Annotated in this window: 11 protein-coding genes, 9 tRNA genes and 6 rRNA genes; all 26 read right to left on the bottom strand. The window is 41.7% G+C overall.

Annotated features, from left to right (window positions below; all coding sequences use genetic code 11):
• Window positions 1-18: 18 nt before the first annotated feature.
• Window positions 19-2,945 (bottom strand): 23S ribosomal RNA (locus P3U32_RS11955).
• A gap of 172 nt (window positions 2,946-3,117) precedes the next feature.
• A tRNA-Ile gene (locus P3U32_RS11960) sits at window positions 3,118-3,194 on the bottom strand.
• A 94-nt stretch (window positions 3,195-3,288) separates the two neighbouring features.
• Window positions 3,289-4,844: ribosomal RNA gene (locus tag P3U32_RS11965) — 16S ribosomal RNA — on the bottom strand.
• 231 nt (window positions 4,845-5,075) lie between these two features.
• Window positions 5,076-5,190: ribosomal RNA gene (gene rrf / locus P3U32_RS11970) — 5S ribosomal RNA — on the bottom strand.
• 85 nt (window positions 5,191-5,275) lie between these two features.
• A 23S ribosomal RNA gene (locus tag P3U32_RS11975) occupies window positions 5,276-8,202 on the bottom strand.
• A gap of 251 nt (window positions 8,203-8,453) precedes the next feature.
• Window positions 8,454-10,009, bottom strand: a 16S ribosomal RNA gene (locus P3U32_RS11980).
• Between the two features lie 136 nt (window positions 10,010-10,145).
• Window positions 10,146-10,221 (bottom strand) — tRNA-Ala (locus tag P3U32_RS11985).
• Window positions 10,222-10,238: 17 nt separating this feature from the next.
• A tRNA-Pro gene (locus P3U32_RS11990) sits at window positions 10,239-10,312 on the bottom strand.
• A 10-nt stretch (window positions 10,313-10,322) separates the two neighbouring features.
• A tRNA-Arg gene (locus tag P3U32_RS11995) sits at window positions 10,323-10,399 on the bottom strand.
• Window positions 10,400-10,406: 7 nt separating this feature from the next.
• A tRNA-Leu gene (locus P3U32_RS12000) sits at window positions 10,407-10,495 on the bottom strand.
• A 16-nt stretch (window positions 10,496-10,511) separates the two neighbouring features.
• Window positions 10,512-10,586, bottom strand: a tRNA-Gly gene (locus tag P3U32_RS12005).
• 28 nt (window positions 10,587-10,614) lie between these two features.
• Window positions 10,615-10,690: transfer RNA gene (locus P3U32_RS12010), tRNA-Lys, on the bottom strand.
• Between the two features lie 7 nt (window positions 10,691-10,697).
• Window positions 10,698-10,773, bottom strand: a tRNA-Thr gene (locus tag P3U32_RS12015).
• A 5-nt stretch (window positions 10,774-10,778) separates the two neighbouring features.
• Window positions 10,779-10,854 (bottom strand) — tRNA-Val (locus tag P3U32_RS12020).
• Window positions 10,855-10,867: 13 nt separating this feature from the next.
• Window positions 10,868-10,982, bottom strand: a 5S ribosomal RNA gene (rrf, locus tag P3U32_RS12025).
• Together the 16S, 23S and 5S rRNA genes with 9 tRNA genes alongside form the textbook arrangement of a ribosomal RNA operon.
• Window positions 10,983-11,369: 387 nt before the next feature.
• Window positions 11,370-12,857, bottom strand: a complete 1,488-nt coding sequence (gene lysS, locus P3U32_RS12030; protein ID WP_323703402.1) for a lysine--tRNA ligase — start codon at window positions 12,855-12,857, stop codon at window positions 11,370-11,372.
• A 123-nt stretch (window positions 12,858-12,980) separates the two neighbouring features.
• The gene (gene folK / locus P3U32_RS12035; protein ID WP_323703403.1) at window positions 12,981-13,469 is read right to left on the bottom strand and encodes a 2-amino-4-hydroxy-6-hydroxymethyldihydropteridine diphosphokinase; all 489 of its coding nucleotides are present in this window, start codon (window positions 13,467-13,469) and stop codon (window positions 12,981-12,983) included.
• The gene (gene folB / locus P3U32_RS12040) at window positions 13,469-13,831 is read right to left on the bottom strand and encodes a dihydroneopterin aldolase (RefSeq protein WP_323704891.1); all 363 of its coding nucleotides are present in this window, start codon (window positions 13,829-13,831) and stop codon (window positions 13,469-13,471) included. The genes folK and folB overlap by 1 nt, the downstream gene beginning before the upstream one ends.
• Entirely contained in the window at window positions 13,821-14,612 is a 792-nt protein-coding gene (gene folP, locus P3U32_RS12045) for a dihydropteroate synthase (protein WP_323703404.1), read from the bottom strand. Before folP ends, folB begins: the two co-directional genes overlap by 11 nt.
• A gap of 193 nt (window positions 14,613-14,805) precedes the next feature.
• Window positions 14,806-15,735 (bottom strand): cysteine synthase A, encoded by a 930-nt coding sequence (gene cysK, locus P3U32_RS12050; RefSeq protein WP_323703405.1) that lies wholly within the window; start codon window positions 15,733-15,735, stop codon window positions 14,806-14,808.
• A gap of 104 nt (window positions 15,736-15,839) precedes the next feature.
• Window positions 15,840-16,718: an Hsp33 family molecular chaperone HslO gene (gene hslO, locus P3U32_RS12055; protein WP_323703406.1), complete on the bottom strand. Its 879-nt coding sequence runs from the start codon at window positions 16,716-16,718 to the stop codon at window positions 15,840-15,842.
• A gap of 65 nt (window positions 16,719-16,783) precedes the next feature.
• On the bottom strand, window positions 16,784-18,877 hold the full coding sequence (ftsH, locus tag P3U32_RS12060) for an ATP-dependent zinc metalloprotease FtsH (protein WP_323703407.1): 2,094 nt from the start codon (window positions 18,875-18,877) through the stop codon (window positions 16,784-16,786).
• A 92-nt stretch (window positions 18,878-18,969) separates the two neighbouring features.
• The gene (gene hpt / locus P3U32_RS12065; protein WP_323703408.1) at window positions 18,970-19,506 is read right to left on the bottom strand and encodes a hypoxanthine phosphoribosyltransferase; all 537 of its coding nucleotides are present in this window, start codon (window positions 19,504-19,506) and stop codon (window positions 18,970-18,972) included.
• Window positions 19,506-20,771 carry a tRNA lysidine(34) synthetase TilS gene (gene tilS, locus P3U32_RS12070; protein WP_323703409.1) on the bottom strand — a complete coding sequence of 422 codons (1,266 nt, stop codon included), beginning with the start codon at window positions 20,769-20,771 and terminating at the stop codon, window positions 19,506-19,508. Before tilS ends, hpt begins: the two co-directional genes overlap by 1 nt.
• A gap of 89 nt (window positions 20,772-20,860) precedes the next feature.
• The gene (locus tag P3U32_RS12075) at window positions 20,861-21,244 is read right to left on the bottom strand and encodes a S1 domain-containing RNA-binding protein (RefSeq protein WP_323703410.1); all 384 of its coding nucleotides are present in this window, start codon (window positions 21,242-21,244) and stop codon (window positions 20,861-20,863) included.
• A gap of 83 nt (window positions 21,245-21,327) precedes the next feature.
• Window positions 21,328-21,711, bottom strand: a complete 384-nt coding sequence (locus tag P3U32_RS12080) for an FtsB family cell division protein (protein WP_323703411.1) — start codon at window positions 21,709-21,711, stop codon at window positions 21,328-21,330.
• Window positions 21,712-21,723 lie beyond the last annotated feature (12 nt).

Consider the following 21,723-nt stretch of genomic DNA (forward strand, 5'->3'; position numbering starts at 1 on the left):
TAAACCGAGTTAAAAATTTTGATTAAGTCTTCGATCGATTAGTATTCGTCAGCTACACACATTACTGCGCTTACACCCCGAACCTATTAACCTCATCATCTTTGAGGGATCTTATAACCGAAGTTGGGAAATCTCATCTTGAGGGGGGCTTCATGCTTAGATGCTTTCAGCACTTATCCCGTCCATACATAGCTACCCAGCTATGCCGCTGGCGCGACAACTGGTACACCAGAGGTATGTCCATCCCGGTCCTCTCGTACTAAGGACAGCTCCTCTCAAATTTCCTACGCCCACGACGGATAGGGACCGAACTGTCTCACGACGTTCTGAACCCAGCTCGCGTACCGCTTTAATGGGCGAACAGCCCAACCCTTGGGACCGACTACAGCCCCAGGATGCGATGAGCCGACATCGAGGTGCCAAACCTCCCCGTCGATGTGAACTCTTGGGGGAGATAAGCCTGTTATCCCCGGGGTAGCTTTTATCCGTTGAGCGATGGCCCTTCCATGCGGAACCACCGGATCACTAAGTCCGTCTTTCGACCCTGCTCGACTTGTAGGTCTCGCAGTCAAGCTCCCTTGTGCCTTTACACTCTGCGAATGATTTCCAACCATTCTGAGGGAACCTTTGAGCGCCTCCGTTACTCTTTAGGAGGCGACCGCCCCAGTCAAACTGCCCGCCTGACACTGTCTCCCACCATGATCAAATGGTGCGGGTTAGAAAGTCAACACAGCCAGGGTAGTATCCCACCAGCGCCTCCACGTAAGCTAGCGCTCACGCTTCAAAGGCTCCTACCTATCCTGTACAAGCTGTGCCAAATTTCAATATCAGGCTGCAGTAAAGCTCCACGGGGTCTTTCCGTCCTGTCGCGGGTAACCTGCATCTTCACAGGTACTATGATTTCACCGAGTCTCTCGTTGAGACAGTGCCCAAATCGTTACGCCTTTCGTGCGGGTCGGAACTTACCCGACAAGGAATTTCGCTACCTTAGGACCGTTATAGTTACGGCCGCCGTTTACTGGGGCTTCGATTCGTAGCTTCGCAGAAGCTAACCACTCCTCTTAACCTTCCAGCACCGGGCAGGCGTCAGCCCCTATACATCACCTTACGGTTTAGCAGAGACCTGTGTTTTTGATAAACAGTCGCTTGGGCCTATTCACTGCGGCTCTTCAAGGCTTTCACCCTAAAAAGCACCCCTTCTCCCGAAGTTACGGGGTCATTTTGCCGAGTTCCTTAACGAGAGTTCGCTCGCTCACCTTAGAATTCTCATCTTGACTACCTGTGTCGGTTTGCGGTACGGGCACCTATTTTCTAACTAGAGGCTTTTCTTGGCAGTGTGAAATCAACGACTCGCCGGATACATGATCCAACTCCCCATCACAACTCAACCTTACGAGTGCCGGATTTGCCTAACACTCAGTCTTATTGCTTGGACGTGCACTCCAACAGCACGCTTCGCCTATCCTACTGCGTCCCCCCATCGTTCAAACAATCATAGGTGGTACAGGAATATCTACCTGTTATCCATCGCCTACGCCTATCGGCCTCGGCTTAGGTCCCGACTAACCCAGAGCGGACGAGCCTTCCTCTGGAAACCTTAGTCAATCGGTGGATGGGATTCTCACCCATCTTTCGCTACTCACACCGGCATTCTCACTTCTAAACATTCCACATGTCCTTACGATCATGCTTCGACACGTTTAGAACGCTCTCCTACCATTATCCTTACGGATAATCCACAGCTTCGGTAATATGTTTAGCCCCGGTACATTTTCGGCGCAGTGTCACTCGACTAGTGAGCTATTACGCACTCTTTAAATGATGGCTGCTTCTAAGCCAACATCCTAGTTGTCTGGGCAACGCCACATCCTTTTCCACTTAACATATATTTTGGGACCTTAGCTGGTGGTCTGGGCTGTTTCCCTTTCGACTACGGACCTTATCACCCATAGTCTGACTCCCAAGTTAAATTATTTGGCATTCGGAGTTTGTCTGAATTCGGTAACCCTAGAGGGGCCCCTCGTCCAAACAGTGCTCTACCTCCAATAATCATCACTTGAGGCTAGCCCTAAAGCTATTTCGGAGAGAACCAGCTATCTCCAAGTTCGATTGGAATTTCTCCGCTACCCACACCTCATCCGCTCACTTTTCAACGTAAGTCGGTTCGGTCCTCCATTCAGTGTTACCTGAACTTCAACCTGGACATGGGTAGATCACTTGGTTTCGGGTCTACGACCAGATACTCATTCGCCCTATTCAGACTCGCTTTCGCTACGGCTCCACATTTACTGCTTAACCTTGCATCAAATCGTAACTCGCCGGTTCATTCTACAAAAGGCACGCCATCACCCATTAACGGGCTCTGACTATTTGTAAGCACACGGTTTCAGGTTCTATTTCACTCCCCTTCCGGGGTGCTTTTCACCTTTCCCTCACGGTACTGGTTCACTATCGGTCACTAGAGAGTATTTAGCCTTGGGAGATGGTCCTCCCGGATTCCGACGGAATTTCACGTGTTCCGCCGTACTCAGGATCCACTCAGGAGAGAAATAACTTTCGACTACAGGACTTTTACCTTCTATGGTTGGCTTTTCCAAAGCCATTCGTCTAATTATTTCCTTTGTAACTCCGTATTGAGTGTCCTACAACCCCAACAAGCAAGCTTGTTGGTTTGGGCTCTTCCCGTTTCGCTCGCCGCTACTCAGGGAATCGAGTTTTCTTTCTCTTCCTCCGGGTACTAAGATGTTTCAGTTCTCCGGGTGTGCCTTCTCACATACTATGTATTCATATGCGGATAACATGACATAACTCATGCTGGGTTTCCCCATTCGGAAATCTCTGGATCAAAGCGTACTTACAGCTCCCCAAAGCATATCGTCGTTAGTAACGTCCTTCGTCGGCTTCTAGTGCCAAGGCATCCACCGTGCGCCCTTAATAACTTAATCTAATATTTCCTTATACATCACTGTTTAAGAAAATAAATGTTATTAATCTGTGATGTCGTCTAAAAAGACGACGCGCGATTATTAAGCTTGAATTTCGTTAGAAATTCACTCGGTTTTTTGCTTGGTAAAATCTATTTGCTTACTTATCTAGTTTTCAATGTGCAATTAAAAATGGTGGGCCTAAATGGACTCGAACCATCGACCTCACGCTTATCAGGCGTGCGCTCTAACCAGCTGAGCTATAGGCCCATTCTATTTTTGAATGTTAAAATAAACATTCAAAACTGAATACAATATGTCTACGCAATTCCATGACCTAATGGTCATTCCGTAATATCCTTAGAAAGGAGGTGATCCAGCCGCACCTTCCGATACGGCTACCTTGTTACGACTTCACCCCAATCATTTGTCCCACCTTCGACGGCTAGCTCCTAATAAAAGGTTACTCCACCGGCTTCGGGTGTTACAAACTCTCGTGGTGTGACGGGCGGTGTGTACAAGACCCGGGAACGTATTCACCGTAGCATGCTGATCTACGATTACTAGCGATTCCAGCTTCATGTAGTCGAGTTGCAGACTACAATCCGAACTGAGAATAATTTTATGGGATTTGCTTGGCCTCGCGGATTCGCTGCCCTTTGTATTATCCATTGTAGCACGTGTGTAGCCCAAATCATAAGGGGCATGATGATTTGACGTCATCCCCACCTTCCTCCGGTTTGTCACCGGCAGTCAACCTAGAGTGCCCAACTTAATGATGGCAACTAAGCTTAAGGGTTGCGCTCGTTGCGGGACTTAACCCAACATCTCACGACACGAGCTGACGACAACCATGCACCACCTGTCACTTTGTCCCCCGAAGGGGAAAACTCTATCTCTAGAGCGATCAAAGGATGTCAAGATTTGGTAAGGTTCTTCGCGTTGCTTCGAATTAAACCACATGCTCCACCGCTTGTGCGGGTCCCCGTCAATTCCTTTGAGTTTCAACCTTGCGGTCGTACTCCCCAGGCGGAGTGCTTAATGCGTTAGCTGCAGCACTAAGGGGCGGAAACCCCCTAACACTTAGCACTCATCGTTTACGGCGTGGACTACCAGGGTATCTAATCCTGTTTGATCCCCACGCTTTCGCACCTCAGCGTCAGTTACAGACCAGAGAGCCGCCTTCGCCACTGGTGTTCCTCCATATCTCTGCGCATTTCACCGCTACACATGGAATTCCACTCTCCTCTTCTGCACTCAAGTTCCCCAGTTTCCAATGACCCTCCACGGTTGAGCCGTGGGCTTTCACATCAGACTTAAGAAACCGCCTACGCGCGCTTTACGCCCAATAATTCCGGATAACGCTTGCCACCTACGTATTACCGCGGCTGCTGGCACGTAGTTAGCCGTGGCTTTCTGGTTAGGTACCGTCAAGACTTGTTCAGTTACTAACAAATTTGTTCTTCCCTAACAACAGAGTTTTACGATCCGAAAACCTTCATCACTCACGCGGCGTTGCTCCGTCAGGCTTTCGCCCATTGCGGAAGATTCCCTACTGCTGCCTCCCGTAGGAGTCTGGACCGTGTCTCAGTTCCAGTGTGGCCGATCACCCTCTCAGGTCGGCTACGTATCGTCGCCTTGGTAAGCCATTACCTTACCAACTAGCTAATACGGCGCGGGTCCATCTATAAGTGACAGCCGAAGCCGCCTTTCACTATTGAACCATGCGGTTCAAAATATTATCAGGTATTAGCCCCGGTTTCCCGGAGTTATCCCAGTCTTATAGGTAGGTTACCCACGTGTTACTCACCCGTCCGCCGCTAACATCAGAGAAGCAAGCTTCTCATCTGTTCGCTCGACTTGCATGTATTAGGCACGCCGCCAGCGTTCATCCTGAGCCAGGATCAAACTCTCCATAAAAGAAGTAAGCTTGATTAGCTCTTTTTGATTGGTTAAGCCAATCACTCTTGAAAGTACTAATAGTACTCAAATTATTGGAATTAACGTTGACATATTGTCATTCAGTTTTCAATGTTCATTTGTCTCACAAGAAACAATTATACTCTCTTTGATATCTTGTGTCAACATTTAATTCAACTTTTTTCGAGATTTTTTCAAGAAAAAAAGACCTAATGGTCAAAATTGAATTTTGCCCGGCAACGTCCTACTCTCGCGGAACGTAAGTCCAACTACCATCGGCGCTAAAGAGCTTAACTTCTGTGTTCGGCATGGGAACAGGTGTGACCTCTTTGCCATCATCACCAGACAAATAGTAAAAATATTAAGAATGATATTACACATTCAAAACTAGATAGTAAGCAGATTTTACGGCATAAACCGAGTTAAAAATTTTGATTAAGTCTTCGATCGATTAGTATTCGTCAGCTACACACATTACTGCGCTTACACCCCGAACCTATTAACCTCATCATCTTTGAGGGATCTTATAACCGAAGTTGGGAAATCTCATCTTGAGGGGGGCTTCATGCTTAGATGCTTTCAGCACTTATCCCGTCCATACATAGCTACCCAGCTATGCCGCTGGCGCGACAACTGGTACACCAGAGGTATGTCCATCCCGGTCCTCTCGTACTAAGGACAGCTCCTCTCAAATTTCCTACGCCCACGACGGATAGGGACCGAACTGTCTCACGACGTTCTGAACCCAGCTCGCGTACCGCTTTAATGGGCGAACAGCCCAACCCTTGGGACCGACTACAGCCCCAGGATGCGATGAGCCGACATCGAGGTGCCAAACCTCCCCGTCGATGTGAACTCTTGGGGGAGATAAGCCTGTTATCCCCGGGGTAGCTTTTATCCGTTGAGCGATGGCCCTTCCATGCGGAACCACCGGATCACTAAGTCCGTCTTTCGACCCTGCTCGACTTGTAGGTCTCGCAGTCAAGCTCCCTTGTGCCTTTACACTCTGCGAATGATTTCCAACCATTCTGAGGGAACCTTTGAGCGCCTCCGTTACTCTTTAGGAGGCGACCGCCCCAGTCAAACTGCCCGCCTGACACTGTCTCCCACCATGATCAAATGGTGCGGGTTAGAAAGTCAACACAGCCAGGGTAGTATCCCACCAGCGCCTCCACGTAAGCTAGCGCTCACGCTTCAAAGGCTCCTACCTATCCTGTACAAGCTGTGCCAAATTTCAATATCAGGCTGCAGTAAAGCTCCACGGGGTCTTTCCGTCCTGTCGCGGGTAACCTGCATCTTCACAGGTACTATGATTTCACCGAGTCTCTCGTTGAGACAGTGCCCAAATCGTTACGCCTTTCGTGCGGGTCGGAACTTACCCGACAAGGAATTTCGCTACCTTAGGACCGTTATAGTTACGGCCGCCGTTTACTGGGGCTTCGATTCGTAGCTTCGCAGAAGCTAACCACTCCTCTTAACCTTCCAGCACCGGGCAGGCGTCAGCCCCTATACATCACCTTACGGTTTAGCAGAGACCTGTGTTTTTGATAAACAGTCGCTTGGGCCTATTCACTGCGGCTCTTCAAGGCTTTCACCCTAAAAAGCACCCCTTCTCCCGAAGTTACGGGGTCATTTTGCCGAGTTCCTTAACGAGAGTTCGCTCGCTCACCTTAGAATTCTCATCTTGACTACCTGTGTCGGTTTGCGGTACGGGCACCTATTTTCTAACTAGAGGCTTTTCTTGGCAGTGTGAAATCAACGACTCGCCGGATACATGATCCAACTCCCCATCACAACTCAACCTTACGAGTGCCGGATTTGCCTAACACTCAGTCTTATTGCTTGGACGTGCACTCCAACAGCACGCTTCGCCTATCCTACTGCGTCCCCCCATCGTTCAAACAATCATAGGTGGTACAGGAATATCTACCTGTTATCCATCGCCTACGCCTATCGGCCTCGGCTTAGGTCCCGACTAACCCAGAGCGGACGAGCCTTCCTCTGGAAACCTTAGTCAATCGGTGGATGGGATTCTCACCCATCTTTCGCTACTCACACCGGCATTCTCACTTCTAAACATTCCACATGTCCTTACGATCATGCTTCGACACGTTTAGAACGCTCTCCTACCATTATCCTTACGGATAATCCACAGCTTCGGTAATATGTTTAGCCCCGGTACATTTTCGGCGCAGTGTCACTCGACTAGTGAGCTATTACGCACTCTTTAAATGATGGCTGCTTCTAAGCCAACATCCTAGTTGTCTGGGCAACGCCACATCCTTTTCCACTTAACATATATTTTGGGACCTTAGCTGGTGGTCTGGGCTGTTTCCCTTTCGACTACGGACCTTATCACCCATAGTCTGACTCCCAAGTTAAATTATTTGGCATTCGGAGTTTGTCTGAATTCGGTAACCCTAGAGGGGCCCCTCGTCCAAACAGTGCTCTACCTCCAATAATCATCACTTGAGGCTAGCCCTAAAGCTATTTCGGAGAGAACCAGCTATCTCCAAGTTCGATTGGAATTTCTCCGCTACCCACACCTCATCCGCTCACTTTTCAACGTAAGTCGGTTCGGTCCTCCATTCAGTGTTACCTGAACTTCAACCTGGACATGGGTAGATCACTTGGTTTCGGGTCTACGACCAGATACTCATTCGCCCTATTCAGACTCGCTTTCGCTACGGCTCCACATTTACTGCTTAACCTTGCATCAAATCGTAACTCGCCGGTTCATTCTACAAAAGGCACGCCATCACCCATTAACGGGCTCTGACTATTTGTAAGCACACGGTTTCAGGTTCTATTTCACTCCCCTTCCGGGGTGCTTTTCACCTTTCCCTCACGGTACTGGTTCACTATCGGTCACTAGAGAGTATTTAGCCTTGGGAGATGGTCCTCCCGGATTCCGACGGAATTTCACGTGTTCCGCCGTACTCAGGATCCACTCAGGAGAGAAATAACTTTCGACTACAGGACTTTTACCTTCTATGGTTGGCTTTTCCAAAGCCATTCGTCTAATTATTTCCTTTGTAACTCCGTATTGAGTGTCCTACAACCCCAACAAGCAAGCTTGTTGGTTTGGGCTCTTCCCGTTTCGCTCGCCGCTACTCAGGGAATCGAGTTTTCTTTCTCTTCCTCCGGGTACTAAGATGTTTCAGTTCTCCGGGTGTGCCTTCTCACATACTATGTATTCATATGCGGATAACATGACATAACTCATGCTGGGTTTCCCCATTCGGAAATCTCTGGATCAAAGCGTACTTACAGCTCCCCAAAGCATATCGTCGTTAGTAACGTCCTTCGTCGGCTTCTAGTGCCAAGGCATCCACCGTGCGCCCTTAATAACTTAATCTAATATTTCCTTATACATCACTGTTTAAGAAAATAAATGTTATTAATCTGTGATGTCGTCTAAAAAGACGACGCGCGATTATTAAGCTTGAATTTCGTTAGAAATTCACTCGGTTTTTTTGCTTGGTAAAATCTATTTGCTTACTTATCTAGTTTTCAATGTGCAATGTGAATGTTAAATAAACATTCAAAACTGAATACAATATGTCTACGCTATTCCATGACCTAATGGTCATTCCGTAATATCCTTAGAAAGGAGGTGATCCAGCCGCACCTTCCGATACGGCTACCTTGTTACGACTTCACCCCAATCATTTGTCCCACCTTCGACGGCTAGCTCCTAATAAAAGGTTACTCCACCGGCTTCGGGTGTTACAAACTCTCGTGGTGTGACGGGCGGTGTGTACAAGACCCGGGAACGTATTCACCGTAGCATGCTGATCTACGATTACTAGCGATTCCAGCTTCATGTAGTCGAGTTGCAGACTACAATCCGAACTGAGAATAATTTTATGGGATTTGCTTGGCCTCGCGGATTCGCTGCCCTTTGTATTATCCATTGTAGCACGTGTGTAGCCCAAATCATAAGGGGCATGATGATTTGACGTCATCCCCACCTTCCTCCGGTTTGTCACCGGCAGTCAACCTAGAGTGCCCAACTTAATGATGGCAACTAAGCTTAAGGGTTGCGCTCGTTGCGGGACTTAACCCAACATCTCACGACACGAGCTGACGACAACCATGCACCACCTGTCACTTTGTCCCCCGAAGGGGAAAACTCTATCTCTAGAGCGATCAAAGGATGTCAAGATTTGGTAAGGTTCTTCGCGTTGCTTCGAATTAAACCACATGCTCCACCGCTTGTGCGGGTCCCCGTCAATTCCTTTGAGTTTCAACCTTGCGGTCGTACTCCCCAGGCGGAGTGCTTAATGCGTTAGCTGCAGCACTAAGGGGCGGAAACCCCCTAACACTTAGCACTCATCGTTTACGGCGTGGACTACCAGGGTATCTAATCCTGTTTGATCCCCACGCTTTCGCACCTCAGCGTCAGTTACAGACCAGAGAGCCGCCTTCGCCACTGGTGTTCCTCCATATCTCTGCGCATTTCACCGCTACACATGGAATTCCACTCTCCTCTTCTGCACTCAAGTTCCCCAGTTTCCAATGACCCTCCACGGTTGAGCCGTGGGCTTTCACATCAGACTTAAGAAACCGCCTACGCGCGCTTTACGCCCAATAATTCCGGATAACGCTTGCCACCTACGTATTACCGCGGCTGCTGGCACGTAGTTAGCCGTGGCTTTCTGGTTAGGTACCGTCAAGACTTGTTCAGTTACTAACAAATTTGTTCTTCCCTAACAACAGAGTTTTACGATCCGAAAACCTTCATCACTCACGCGGCGTTGCTCCGTCAGGCTTTCGCCCATTGCGGAAGATTCCCTACTGCTGCCTCCCGTAGGAGTCTGGACCGTGTCTCAGTTCCAGTGTGGCCGATCACCCTCTCAGGTCGGCTACGTATCGTCGCCTTGGTAAGCCGTTACCTTACCAACTAGCTAATACGGCGCGGGTCCATCTATAAGTGACAGCCGAAGCCGCCTTTCACTATTGAACCATGCGGTTCAAAATATTATCAGGTATTAGCCCCGGTTTCCCGGAGTTATCCCAGTCTTATAGGTAGGTTACCCACGTGTTACTCACCCGTCCGCCGCTAACATCAGAGAAGCAAGCTTCTCATCTGTTCGCTCGACTTGCATGTATTAGGCACGCCGCCAGCGTTCATCCTGAGCCAGGATCAAACTCTCCATAAAAGAAGTAAGCTTGATTAGCTCTTTTTGATTGGTTAAGCCAATCACTCTTGAAGTACTAATAGTACTCAAATTATTGGAATTAACGTTGACATATTGTCATTCAGTTTTCAATGTTCATACTCTATTTTAATAATAATGGTGGAGACTAGCGGGATCGAACCGCTGACCTCCTGCGTGCAAAGCAGGCGCTCTCCCATCTGAGCTAAGCCCCCATAAGTATTAATAGAAGTCGGGAAGACAGGATTCGAACCTGCGACCCCTTGGTCCCAAACCAAGTGCTCTACCAAGCTGAGCTACTTCCCGTTATTTAAAATGGCGCGCCCGAGAGGAGTCGAACCCCTAGCCTCTTGATCCGTAGTCAAACGCTCTATCCAATTGAGCTACGGGCGCTAAAAAATGGTGCCGAGGACCGGAATCGAACCGGTACGGTAATCACTTACCGCAGGATTTTAAGTCCTGTGCGTCTGCCAGTTCCGCCACCCCGGCAAGAAAAAAATAATAATGGAGCGGAAGACGGGATTCGAACCCGCGACCCCAACCTTGGCAAGGTTGTATTCTACCGCTGAACTACTTCCGCTAAATAATTATTTTTATATTAAATATAATGGTGAGCCATAGAGGATTCGAACCTCTGACCCTCTGATTAAAAGTCAGATGCTCTACCAACTGAGCTAATGGCTCTAAAAAATGGTGCCGGCCAGAGGACTTGAACCCCCAACCTACTGATTACAAGTCAGTTGCTCTACCAGTTGAGCTAGGCCGGCGAAAATGGTGGAGAATGACGGGTTCGAACCGCCGACCCTCTGCTTGTAAGGCAGATGCTCTCCCAGCTGAGCTAATTCTCCAATAAACATCACTGCCCGGCAACGTCCTACTCTCGCGGAACGTAAGTCCAACTACCATCGGCGCTAAAGAGCTTAACTTCTGTGTTCGGCACGGGAACAGGTGTGACCTCTTTGCCATCGTCACCAGACAATGTTTTTTCGTTTTTGTCTTACCTTATATATTATAAAGAACTTATCAAGGCATTTCAATAGTAAATTTTACACCTTATTAACTTTCTTTACAAACATCTCGAATTGATATGCGTCCTGTTTCCAGCGACTTTTATATAATACACAATTTATAAACACACGTCAACACTTTTGGAGAAAAAACTTTCGTTTTTATCAATTTATACTTGAAACCGATCTAATACAGACTGTATTCACGCTTTTACATACTTTTTACACGCAATTTCAATAACGTAGGCTCCATTTAAATATATCTATTATCTAAAAAACCTTCAATCCTATTTAAAATTTCTTAGGATTGAAGGAACAATTTTTACTATCTTCTATTAATAAATCACTTTGATTTATTATTTTTGTCTCATATAAGGGAATAATAGTACGTCTCTAATAGAAGCAGAGTTTGTAAGTAACATTACTAGACGGTCAATACCGATACCTAAACCACCTGTTGGAGGCATACCATATTCTAAAGCTTCAATGAAGTCATCATCCATTTCATGTGCTTCATCGTTACCTTGGTCTTTCTCTTTCATTTGCGCTTCAAATCTTTCACGTTGATCAATAGGATCATTTAACTCAGTAAATGCATTTGCATGCTCTCTACCAACAATAAATAATTCAAAACGATCCGTAAATCTTGGATCTTCTGGATTTTTCTTAGCTAATGGTGAAATTTCAATTGGATGTCCATAAATAAAAGTAGGTTGTATTAAGTTTTCTTCTACTTTTTGTTCGAAGAATTCATTAAGGATATGTCCGTAAGTCATACGACCTTCTACTTCAATATTATGTTCTTTAGCTAAAGCATGTGCTTCTTCATCAGTTTTAACTTCATAGAAATCAACGCCTGTAAATTCTTTTACAGCATCAACCATGTGCCATCTCTTCCATTGAGGTGCTAAATCTATAGACTCTTCACCATATTGAACAGTTGTATTGCCAAGAACTTTTTCAGCAATTGCAGCTACCATTGATTCAGTTAAGTCCATAATATCATTATAGTCTGCATATGCTTCGTATAATTCAATCATAGTGAATTCTGGATTATGTCTTGTTGATACACCTTCATTACGGAATACTCTTCCTATTTCATATACTTTTTCCAATCCACCAACGATTAATCGTTTTAAATGTAATTCGATTGCGATTCTCATATATAAAGTTGCATCTAATGCATTATGGTGTGTAACGAATGGACGAGCAGCAGCTCCACCAGCAATTTGGTGCATCATTGGTGTTTCTACTTCTAAGAAACCTTTTGTATTAAGGTAAGTTCGCATTTCTTGAATGATTTGGCTACGTGTAATGAATGTTTTAGTAGATTCTTCACTTGTAATTAAATCTAAGTAACGTTGACGGTAACGTTGTTCAATATCTTGAAGGCCGTGGTATTTATCAGGTAATGGACGTAAAGATTTAGTTAAAACAGTAAATGATTGTGCTTTAACAGATAATTCACCTGTATTTGTTTTAAACATTACACCCTTAACACCAACAATATCTCCTAAATCTGCATGTTTCCAAATTTCAAATTGTTCGTCACCAACTTGATCTTTTCTAACATAGATTTGAATTTGTCCTGTAATATCTTTAACATGAGCAAATCCTGCTTTACCTTTACCTCTTTTAGTCATTAAACGACCAGCGATAGCTACAGCTGATTCTTCTTCTTTCTCATGTAGTTCTTCTTTACTAAATTGGTCCCAATCTGCATGTAATGATTTAGAATCACCGCTTCTTACAAATTTCTCACCAAACGGATCAATTCCTAAATCTCTTAACTCTTGTAATTTTTCTCTACGGACCAACATCTGGTCATTCATTTCTTCTGACATTATATTCCACTCCTTAATTAAATTACGTGCATTAATTCTAGCTCTTCTGTTTCATTGACGAATCATTCAAGAATAGTTACTAACTCACCTTTTGTTTCGAGTGATTATTCATCTCAACATTTTTTAATTTCTTTCACTATTATACTTTACTACTTGTTCGTCGTTTGGCAATAGCTCCCATATATATTTCTTAGATATTGGCTCAACCACATTTGAGGCGATATCGTTTAGTGGTATCATCACAAACGCTCTTTCTGTCATTCTCGGATGTGGGACTTCTAGATCTGGTGATTGAATCACAGATTGATCATATAGCAAAATATCTATATCAATTGTACGCGGACCCCATCTTTCAACTCTAACACGATGAAGTTGTTGTTCAACCGTCATACAAACATTTAATAACTCTGATGATTCTAATTCTGTTGAGATTTCAATACACATGTTTAAGAAATCAGGTTGCTCTGTATATCCTACTGGCTTTGTTTCATATATCGGAGAAATCTTTGTTACTTCAATACCGTTCACTGCATTCAGCGATTGGATTGCTTCTTCTAATAGAAGTTGCCTATCTCCCATATTACTTCCTAAACCTAAATATGCGATATGCATTATCTCTTCCTCGCAATCTCAATACTCACACCTTTATAGTGCCCAGGTATTGGGGGATTATTCTTAGTAATTTTAACTTTGGTTTCCAATACTCGATTATAGTGCGAAAAGATTTGTTTTGCAATACGTTCAGCAAGATGTTCGATTAATTGTACGGGTTCACCTTCCAGAATTCCCTTTACCAATTCAAAGACTTCACCATAATGAACTGTCTTTTCAAGATCATCGGATTCCCCAGCTTCTTGTAAATCTAAAAACAGTTCTAAATCCACTAAAAATATTTGTCCTAATTCATTTTCAGCTTTAAACGCACCATGATAACCGTAAAAAGACATACCTTCCAGAATAATTTTATCCATGATTATCAATCTCCTTTAATGCGTCTATTGTTTTAGCAACTCTTTTGTTCATCAATACATTATGTACCCTTACCGCATGCACACCTTTTTCAATGCCAAAAGCAGTTGTTGCAGCCGTTCCTTCATCACGTTCATCTACACTCATTTCGCCACCTAACAAATCATTAACCAATCTCTTTCGGCTAGTAGCAAGTAATACGCGATATCCTGTAGCAACTAATTCATCTAATCGCGACATCACTATGCGCTCTTCTTCTCTAGACTTGGCAAATCCTATACCTGGATCTAACCAAATGTTTTTTTCAGGTATACCGGCAATTTCGGCTTGGTTCGCTTGCTTCAACAATCTTAGAAGTAATTCCTCCATTACAGGGATATCTCTGTGTCCATCTCCATTATGCATCAATACAATTTCTGCATTATATTTTGCGACAACATTAAATATCTCAGGATCGTACAATCCAGCCCATTGATCATTAATCATCGTTGCACCACGTTTTAACACTTCTTCTGCAACTTCGCTTCGAAATGTGTCGACAGAAAGTTGTACATCTAGATCATTCAAAGCTTCTACAACTGGAATCACTCTTTCCAATTCTTCCTTTAAACTCACTTCCGTATATCCTGGTCTTGTTGACACACCTCCAATATCAATAATATCGGCACCTTCAGAAATTAATTTCTCGGCGTGTGCACGTGCTTGCTCAACACTGTTATATGCGCCTCCATCTGAAAAGGAATCGGGTGTTACATTCAATATACCCATCATTTTTGTAGTAGCCAAAGTCGTCTTCCTTCCTTTATTCATAGATAAATTAATTATAACAAATTTAAAAAGAGGGCGTGGGATAGAAATCTTATTTATAAAAAAGATTTCGTAGTCCCGCCCCGGCAAGGATGACGAGATACTAAAAAAAGACTGAGACATTGCATTATGTCCCAGCCTTCCTTCGCATCATTTATTCTATTTATATAACTTAGTCTTCGAAAGCATATAAAGGAGTAGATAGGTAACGTTCACCATTACTTGGTAATACTGTTACAACTGTTTTTCCTTCGCCTAATTCTTTTGCTTTTTTCAATGCAGCTACAATAGCAGCTCCTGATGAAATTCCGCCAAGAATACCTTCTTCTTTAGCAACTTTACGAGACATTTCCATTGCTTCTTCGTTACCAACTTTAATAACGTCATCATAAATATTAGTATTTAATGTATCCGGAACAAATCCAGCACCTAAACCTTGTAATTTATGAGGTCCAGGATTTCCACCACTTAAAATAGGTGAAGCTTCTGGTTCAATAGCAACAATTTGTACATTAGGATATTTGCCTTTTAACACTTTACCAGCTCCTGATAAAGTACCACCTGTACCTACACCAGCTAAGAAAGCATCAATTTCTGTGCCTTCAAATTGTTCTAATAATTCAGGTCCAGTTGTTAATTCATGCACTTTAGGGTTTGCAGGATTTTCAAATTGTTGTGGTTCAAAGTATCCTTTTTCTTCACTTAATTCTTTAGCTTTTTTGATTGCGCCTTTCATACCTTCAGCACCAGGTGTTAAAACAAGTTCAGCACCGTATGCTTTTAATAGTGAGCGACGTTCGCTACTCATTGTATCAGGCATTACAAATACTGCTTTATAGCCTTTTGCAGCAGCAACCATCGCAAGACCAATACCTGTATTACCAGATGTAGGTTCAATAATTGTGTCGCCTGGTTTGATTTTGCCATCTTTTTCAGCAGCTTCAATCATTGCTAAACCAATTCTATCTTTCACAGAACTACCTGGGTTTTGATATTCTAATTTAACATAAACGTCAGCAGAACCCTCTTCTACCACATTATTTAATTTAACTACAGGTGTATCACCTATAAGTTCAACGATATTATTTACTCTCTTAGCCATATATCTTTCACTCCTAAACAGTATTTTATACCTTAGTTCATTTATCGGATATATTGATTATATCAAAAGTTCCATTAAAGTGAAAGTATTTACTAAACAACTTTTTATTTAGCTCGTTTAAGATCAATTAAGTCTTGTTCAGAAAACTGATATTTTGAACGACAGAAATGGCATTCCGCTTCAGCGCCGTGATCTTCTTCAATCATTGCATCAATTTCAGCTTCTCCAAGCCCTTTAATGGCATTTAAGAATTTCTCTCTTGAACAATTACATTTAAATTCAACATCCATCTTATCAATCATACGTGTATTTTCTTTTCCTAATACAGTTTCAATGATTTCTTCAGGAGATAAACCTCTATCTATTAATTTAGAAACAGGCTCCATTTCATTAATTTTTTTCTCTATTGCAGAAATTGTTTCTTCTGACGCACCCGGCATTAATTGAATAACAAATCCACCAGCAGCTTTAATTGTATTATCTGGATTAACAAGTACGCCTAAACCAACAGCTGACGGAACTTGTTCACTTGTAACGAAGTAATAAGTAAAATCTTCTCCTAGTTCACCTGAAACAATCGGCGTTGATCCTGTAAAGTAATCCTTCAAACCAATATCTTTTACAACACTCAACATTCCGTCTGTACCAACCGCACGTCTTACATCTAATTTACCTTGATCATTTAACGGGAAGTGTGTTTGTGGGTTTTCAACATATCCCCTAACTTCTCCCTTTGCGTTAGCGTCGACCATCATCTTACCAATTGGTCCGCCTCCATCTATTGTAACTGTTAATTTTTCTTCATTTTTTAACATTGAACCCATAATTACACCAGCAGTCATTGATCTACCAAGTGCTGCTGATGCTGTTGGCCATGTATAATGACGCGTCTGTGCTTCTTGTACTGTTTTTGTTGTTTTTACAGCGAATGCTCTAACTTCATCATTAAAAGCTAATCCTCTTACTAAATAATCTTGTGTCATTTTTATACTCCTTCTTTTTAAAAAAAGCCCCTCTCAATCAACATATTGAAAGGGACTTTGTAATATTATTCTTTACGATCTGTCGGTTTATTGTCGCCTAGGTCATCGATATTTGGTTCTTCTTTATGTGCTGGTTCATCAGATTTATCTTCACGCGTTGTATCGTGAGAAGTTTCTTCTTTAACCTCATCATAAGATTTACCTACTTCTTTATCTTCAATATCTAATGTACCTTCTTGTTCAGTTAAGTCACCTTTATATTTATCTTCATCTGATTCTTCTGTTTGGTTAACATGAGAATCATCATATTTAACTTCTGGTAACTTACCTTCATTAAATAACGATTGAATTTGTTCAGCAACTAACGTTTCTTCGACTAATAAAGTCTTCGCAATTAATTCTAATTGAGATTGATGCTCTGTAAGAATTTGCTTACAACGATCATATTGTTCTTTGATAATACGTTGAACTTCTGAATCAATTTCATAAGCAATTTGATCTGAATAGTTAGGTTCAGATTGCATATCTTTACCTAAGAATACTTGGCCGCTATCTGTGCTACCAAATTGCAGTGGACCTAATTTCTTACTCATACCATATTCAGTAACCATCTTACGTGCAATATTTGTTGCACGTTGGAAGTCATTATGCGCACCAGTTGATGCTTCTCCGAATATGATTTCCTCAGATACACGTCCACCAAGTAATCCAACAATTTTATCTAACAATTCAGGTTCAGTCATAAAGTAACGATCTTCTTTTGGAAGCATCATTGCGTAACCACCAGCTTGACCACGTGGTACGATTGTAACTTTGTGAACCATCTCAGCTTCATCTAATACACAACCAATAATTGTATGACCTGCTTCATGATAAGCAACAATATTTTTTTCTTTTTCAGAAATCATTCTTGTTTTCTTAGCAGGACCTGCTATAACTCTATCTGTCGCTTCTTCTATATCTCTCATGTCGATTTTCGTTTTATTTGAACGTGCAGCTACTAATGATGCTTCGTTCAATAAGTTTTCTAAATCTGCGCCAGAGAAACCTGGTGTTCTTTGAGAAATAGCTTTTAAATCAACAGTTTCATCTAAAGGTTTATTACGTGCATGTACTTTAAGTACTGCTTCACGTCCTCTTACATCTGGACGACCAACTTGAATTTGTCTGTCAAAACGACCTGGACGTAATAATGCTGGATCTAGAATGTCAGGGCGGTTTGTTGCAGCAATCATTATGATGCCTTCGTTCTCACCGAATCCGTCCATTTCTACAAGTAATTGGTTCAATGTTTGTTCACGCTCATCGTGACCACCACCAACACCAGCACCACGCTGACGTCCAACTGCATCAATCTCATCAATAAAGATGATACAAGGTGCATTTTTCTTAGCATTTTCAAACAAGTCACGTACACGGCTTGCACCAACACCAACAAACATCTCAACGAAATCAGAACCACTGATTGAGAAGAATGGTGTTCCTGCTTCACCCGCAACTGCTCTAGCTAGTAATGTCTTACCTGTACCAGGAGGACCAACGAGTAAGACACCTTTAGGTATACGTGCGCCCATTTTCTTGAATTTACGATTATCTTTAAGGAAATCAACAATTTCCACTAACTCTTGTTTCTCTTCGTCTGCACCGGCTACATCTGAGAAGCGCACACGTTTTTTCTGGTTATCATAAAGTTTTGCTTTTGATTTACCAAAGTTCATTACACGGCCGCCGCCACCGCCGCCGCCTTGCATTTGACTCAAGAAGAATATAAATAAAAATGCAATAATTAAAACAGGGATAAGCGTTGTTAATACACTTACGAACACACTTTGTTTTTCTTCTTCTTTAACATTAAACTTCAAATCATTTTGCTTTTCAGCAGTTGATGTGATTTTTTTCAAATCATCCTGATTGTTAAATAAGATAGAAGATGTATAAGTTTTGTCTTTACCTTTTTTCAATTCTCCGCTAACCATATATACATTTTGTTCAGGTTGAATCGTTAGCGTTTTTAAATCGCCTTTTTCAAGCTTCGTCATAAACTCATTATATGTAAGCTGTTTTGGTGATTGTCCATTACCATTAATGAACTGAAATACACCAAATAGGACGATAGCTAAAAGCGCAATCATTAATATATTACGAAAAGCTTTTTGCATTCACTTTGTCCTCCTACTCAATTAATAAAACTAAGAAAAATTTTACCATATTTATAAATTCTTATGCTAGTAATTAACCTCAATCACAACTATCATTGATATATTTCTGGTTTAAGTGTACCAATGTATGGTAAGTTACGATATTTTTCAGCAAAATCAAGTCCGTAACCAACTACAAACTCATCAGGAATTTTTTCTCCTACATATTTTGCTTCAATATCTACTTTACGTTTCATTGGTTTATCTAACAATGTAACAATTTCAATTGATTTTACATTTCTGTATTTCAATAAATCTACAATAGAATTTAAAGTTGTACCCGTTTCTAAGATATCTTCAATGATAATTACATCTCTATTATCAACTGATGTGCCTAAATCTTTTAATATTTTCACTTCACCTGTCGATTCAGTTCCACCATGATAACTAGATACATCCATAAAATCGATTTCAATATGTGTATCTATACATTTAATTAAATCAGCCATAAACATAATCGAACCTTTAAGGATACCCACACAGATTGGCGTTTTACCTTTGTAATCTTCAGTAATCTGTTTCCCTAATGCTTTACATCTTTCTTGAATCTGCTCCTCCGAAAGTACAACAGATTTAATCGAATCTTTCATTAAATGTCATCTCCAATATAAGTAATAGTTAATGTGTTTTTAAAATAAAAGTCTTTCCAAATGTCACCAACAGCAACAATTTCATTTTCGGACAATAGAATCGGACAACGATCTCTCTCGTGTATATCCATTTTATTATCGATCATGATTCTGTTTACTTTTTTGTGATGTTTATTTCCCCGGTTATAAAACTGAATACGATCTCCTGACAATCTCTTTCTTACAAATAAAGGTGATGCTATGTCTTTCGTTTCAATTAACCAATTCCCAAAAATATATTGTTCATCACGATTAATAAATGTTGAATTTACATTGAACTCAATATCTTCACATAGTAATAATTTATCATATGCCACTATAAACTGCCAATCATCAGATATTGAAAACACAGATTGTTTATCAAAATTCTCAAATACATTGACCCATTCGTGATATGCCTTCACACTAAACTGCCGTTTGACGTGCTGTTCAGTTAATTGATCCAAAATCTCAACCTTTACTAAACGATTCAATTTATTAAAAGCGTGCCTATCAATAATGACGTGATTATCTGATTGAATAACACTTTCCATAAACAACACTGCTTGTTCTTTTACCAAATCTCTTGCATCATTCATCCATTGATTTAATTCAATCAAATGTTGCGTTGAGAATTCTTGTCGTTGTTCAATAGATGGTAATAGTTGGTTTCGCACATAGTTACGTGCATATTTAGACGATTGATTAGATTCATCTTCAAAATATGGAACATCGTTTTCACGTTGATATTGTTTGATTGCAGATTTAGACATATCCAACAATGGTCTAACAAGCTTATATCCAGGTCGATCTTGCACCGCTTCAATACCCATTGATGCACGTCCAATTCTTCCAGTGTATAACCTGTAAGTGATTGTTTCTTTCAAATCATCTAGATGATGCGCAGTAAGCAATACATTACTATGCGTTGCATGCATCATTTCATCAAACCATGCATAACGCAAATGCCTCGAAGCATCTTGAATACTCTTATTCTGATCAACAAATGCCGATAAGTCTAACGCTTTAACATACAACGGTATACCTTGTTCATCACAATACGACTGAATAAATGCCGCTTCATCTTTTGATTCGTCTCTTAAACCATGATTCACATGTAAACAAATCAATTGCTTATACGTATGTTTGTATGTCGTATTTAACATGTGTAAGAGTGTCATGCTATCTATCCCTGTTGAAACGGCCAATGCTAGACAATCATCTTTATTCCAAGTTACTTCAAGCATTGCTACACACCTCTATTTCAAAAAAGTTCACTCGTTCTATTCAAAATAAAAAGAGGCTCTACAAATTAGCCTCTTTTAATTATTATAAATTATCGTTTTGCACCTTTACCACCACGACGTGATTCAGTTTGTCTCTTAATAGACGTCAACTTATCCTCACTATCTTTTAAAAAGTTTGATAATTTTTTCTCAAAGTCTTCCGGCTTTGGTTCTTTCTTAGGTGCTTGACGTTTAGGTCTCTCTTTAGCTTTTTTAATAGATAAACTAATTTTACCGTCATCTGCTACTGTTAATACTTTAACTTCTACTTCATCGCCTACAGTTAAATGGTCATTCACGTTCTCGACGTAGTTATCAGCCACTTCACTGATATGCACAAGGCCACTTTTACCTTCAGGTAATTCTACAAACGCACCAAAATTCTTAATACCTGTAACTTTCCCTTTGACTTTACTGCCTACTTCAATTGACATATTATTACTGTATCCTCCTGATATAAATTCACTTTAATCTTATTATATGCTTCTATACTAAATTATACAACGTCATAAATAGATTATTTATTTTTTTTCGTTTCTTTTTGATTTTCTGGTAATTTGAATATAATTTCGCCATCATTACTCAAGAAATATTCACTTCTTGCTAGCTTCTCTATATAATCTTTATCATTCAATCGTTTGATTTGTTCTTTCAGCTCTATTTCTTTATCCTGCATTTTTTCATATTCTGCTGCTTTTTCTTTTCTTTCTTGCGCTAATTCATCGTTTCTATTCTTCTGTAGAATAAGCATCGTAACCATAATCAAAATAATTAATATTAACACTCCACCAAATAAGGTCAGGCGCTTCCGTACCACTTGGCGCGTCTTACTGACAGTCTTCTTTTTCTTGTTTTGAGACTGTGTAAATTCATTATCTAAGTTTTTAATTTTTTGCGCCATATACGACCCTCC

Source organism: Mammaliicoccus sp. Dog046, from assembly GCF_034039665.1.
Classification (GTDB): domain Bacteria; phylum Bacillota; class Bacilli; order Staphylococcales; family Staphylococcaceae; genus Mammaliicoccus.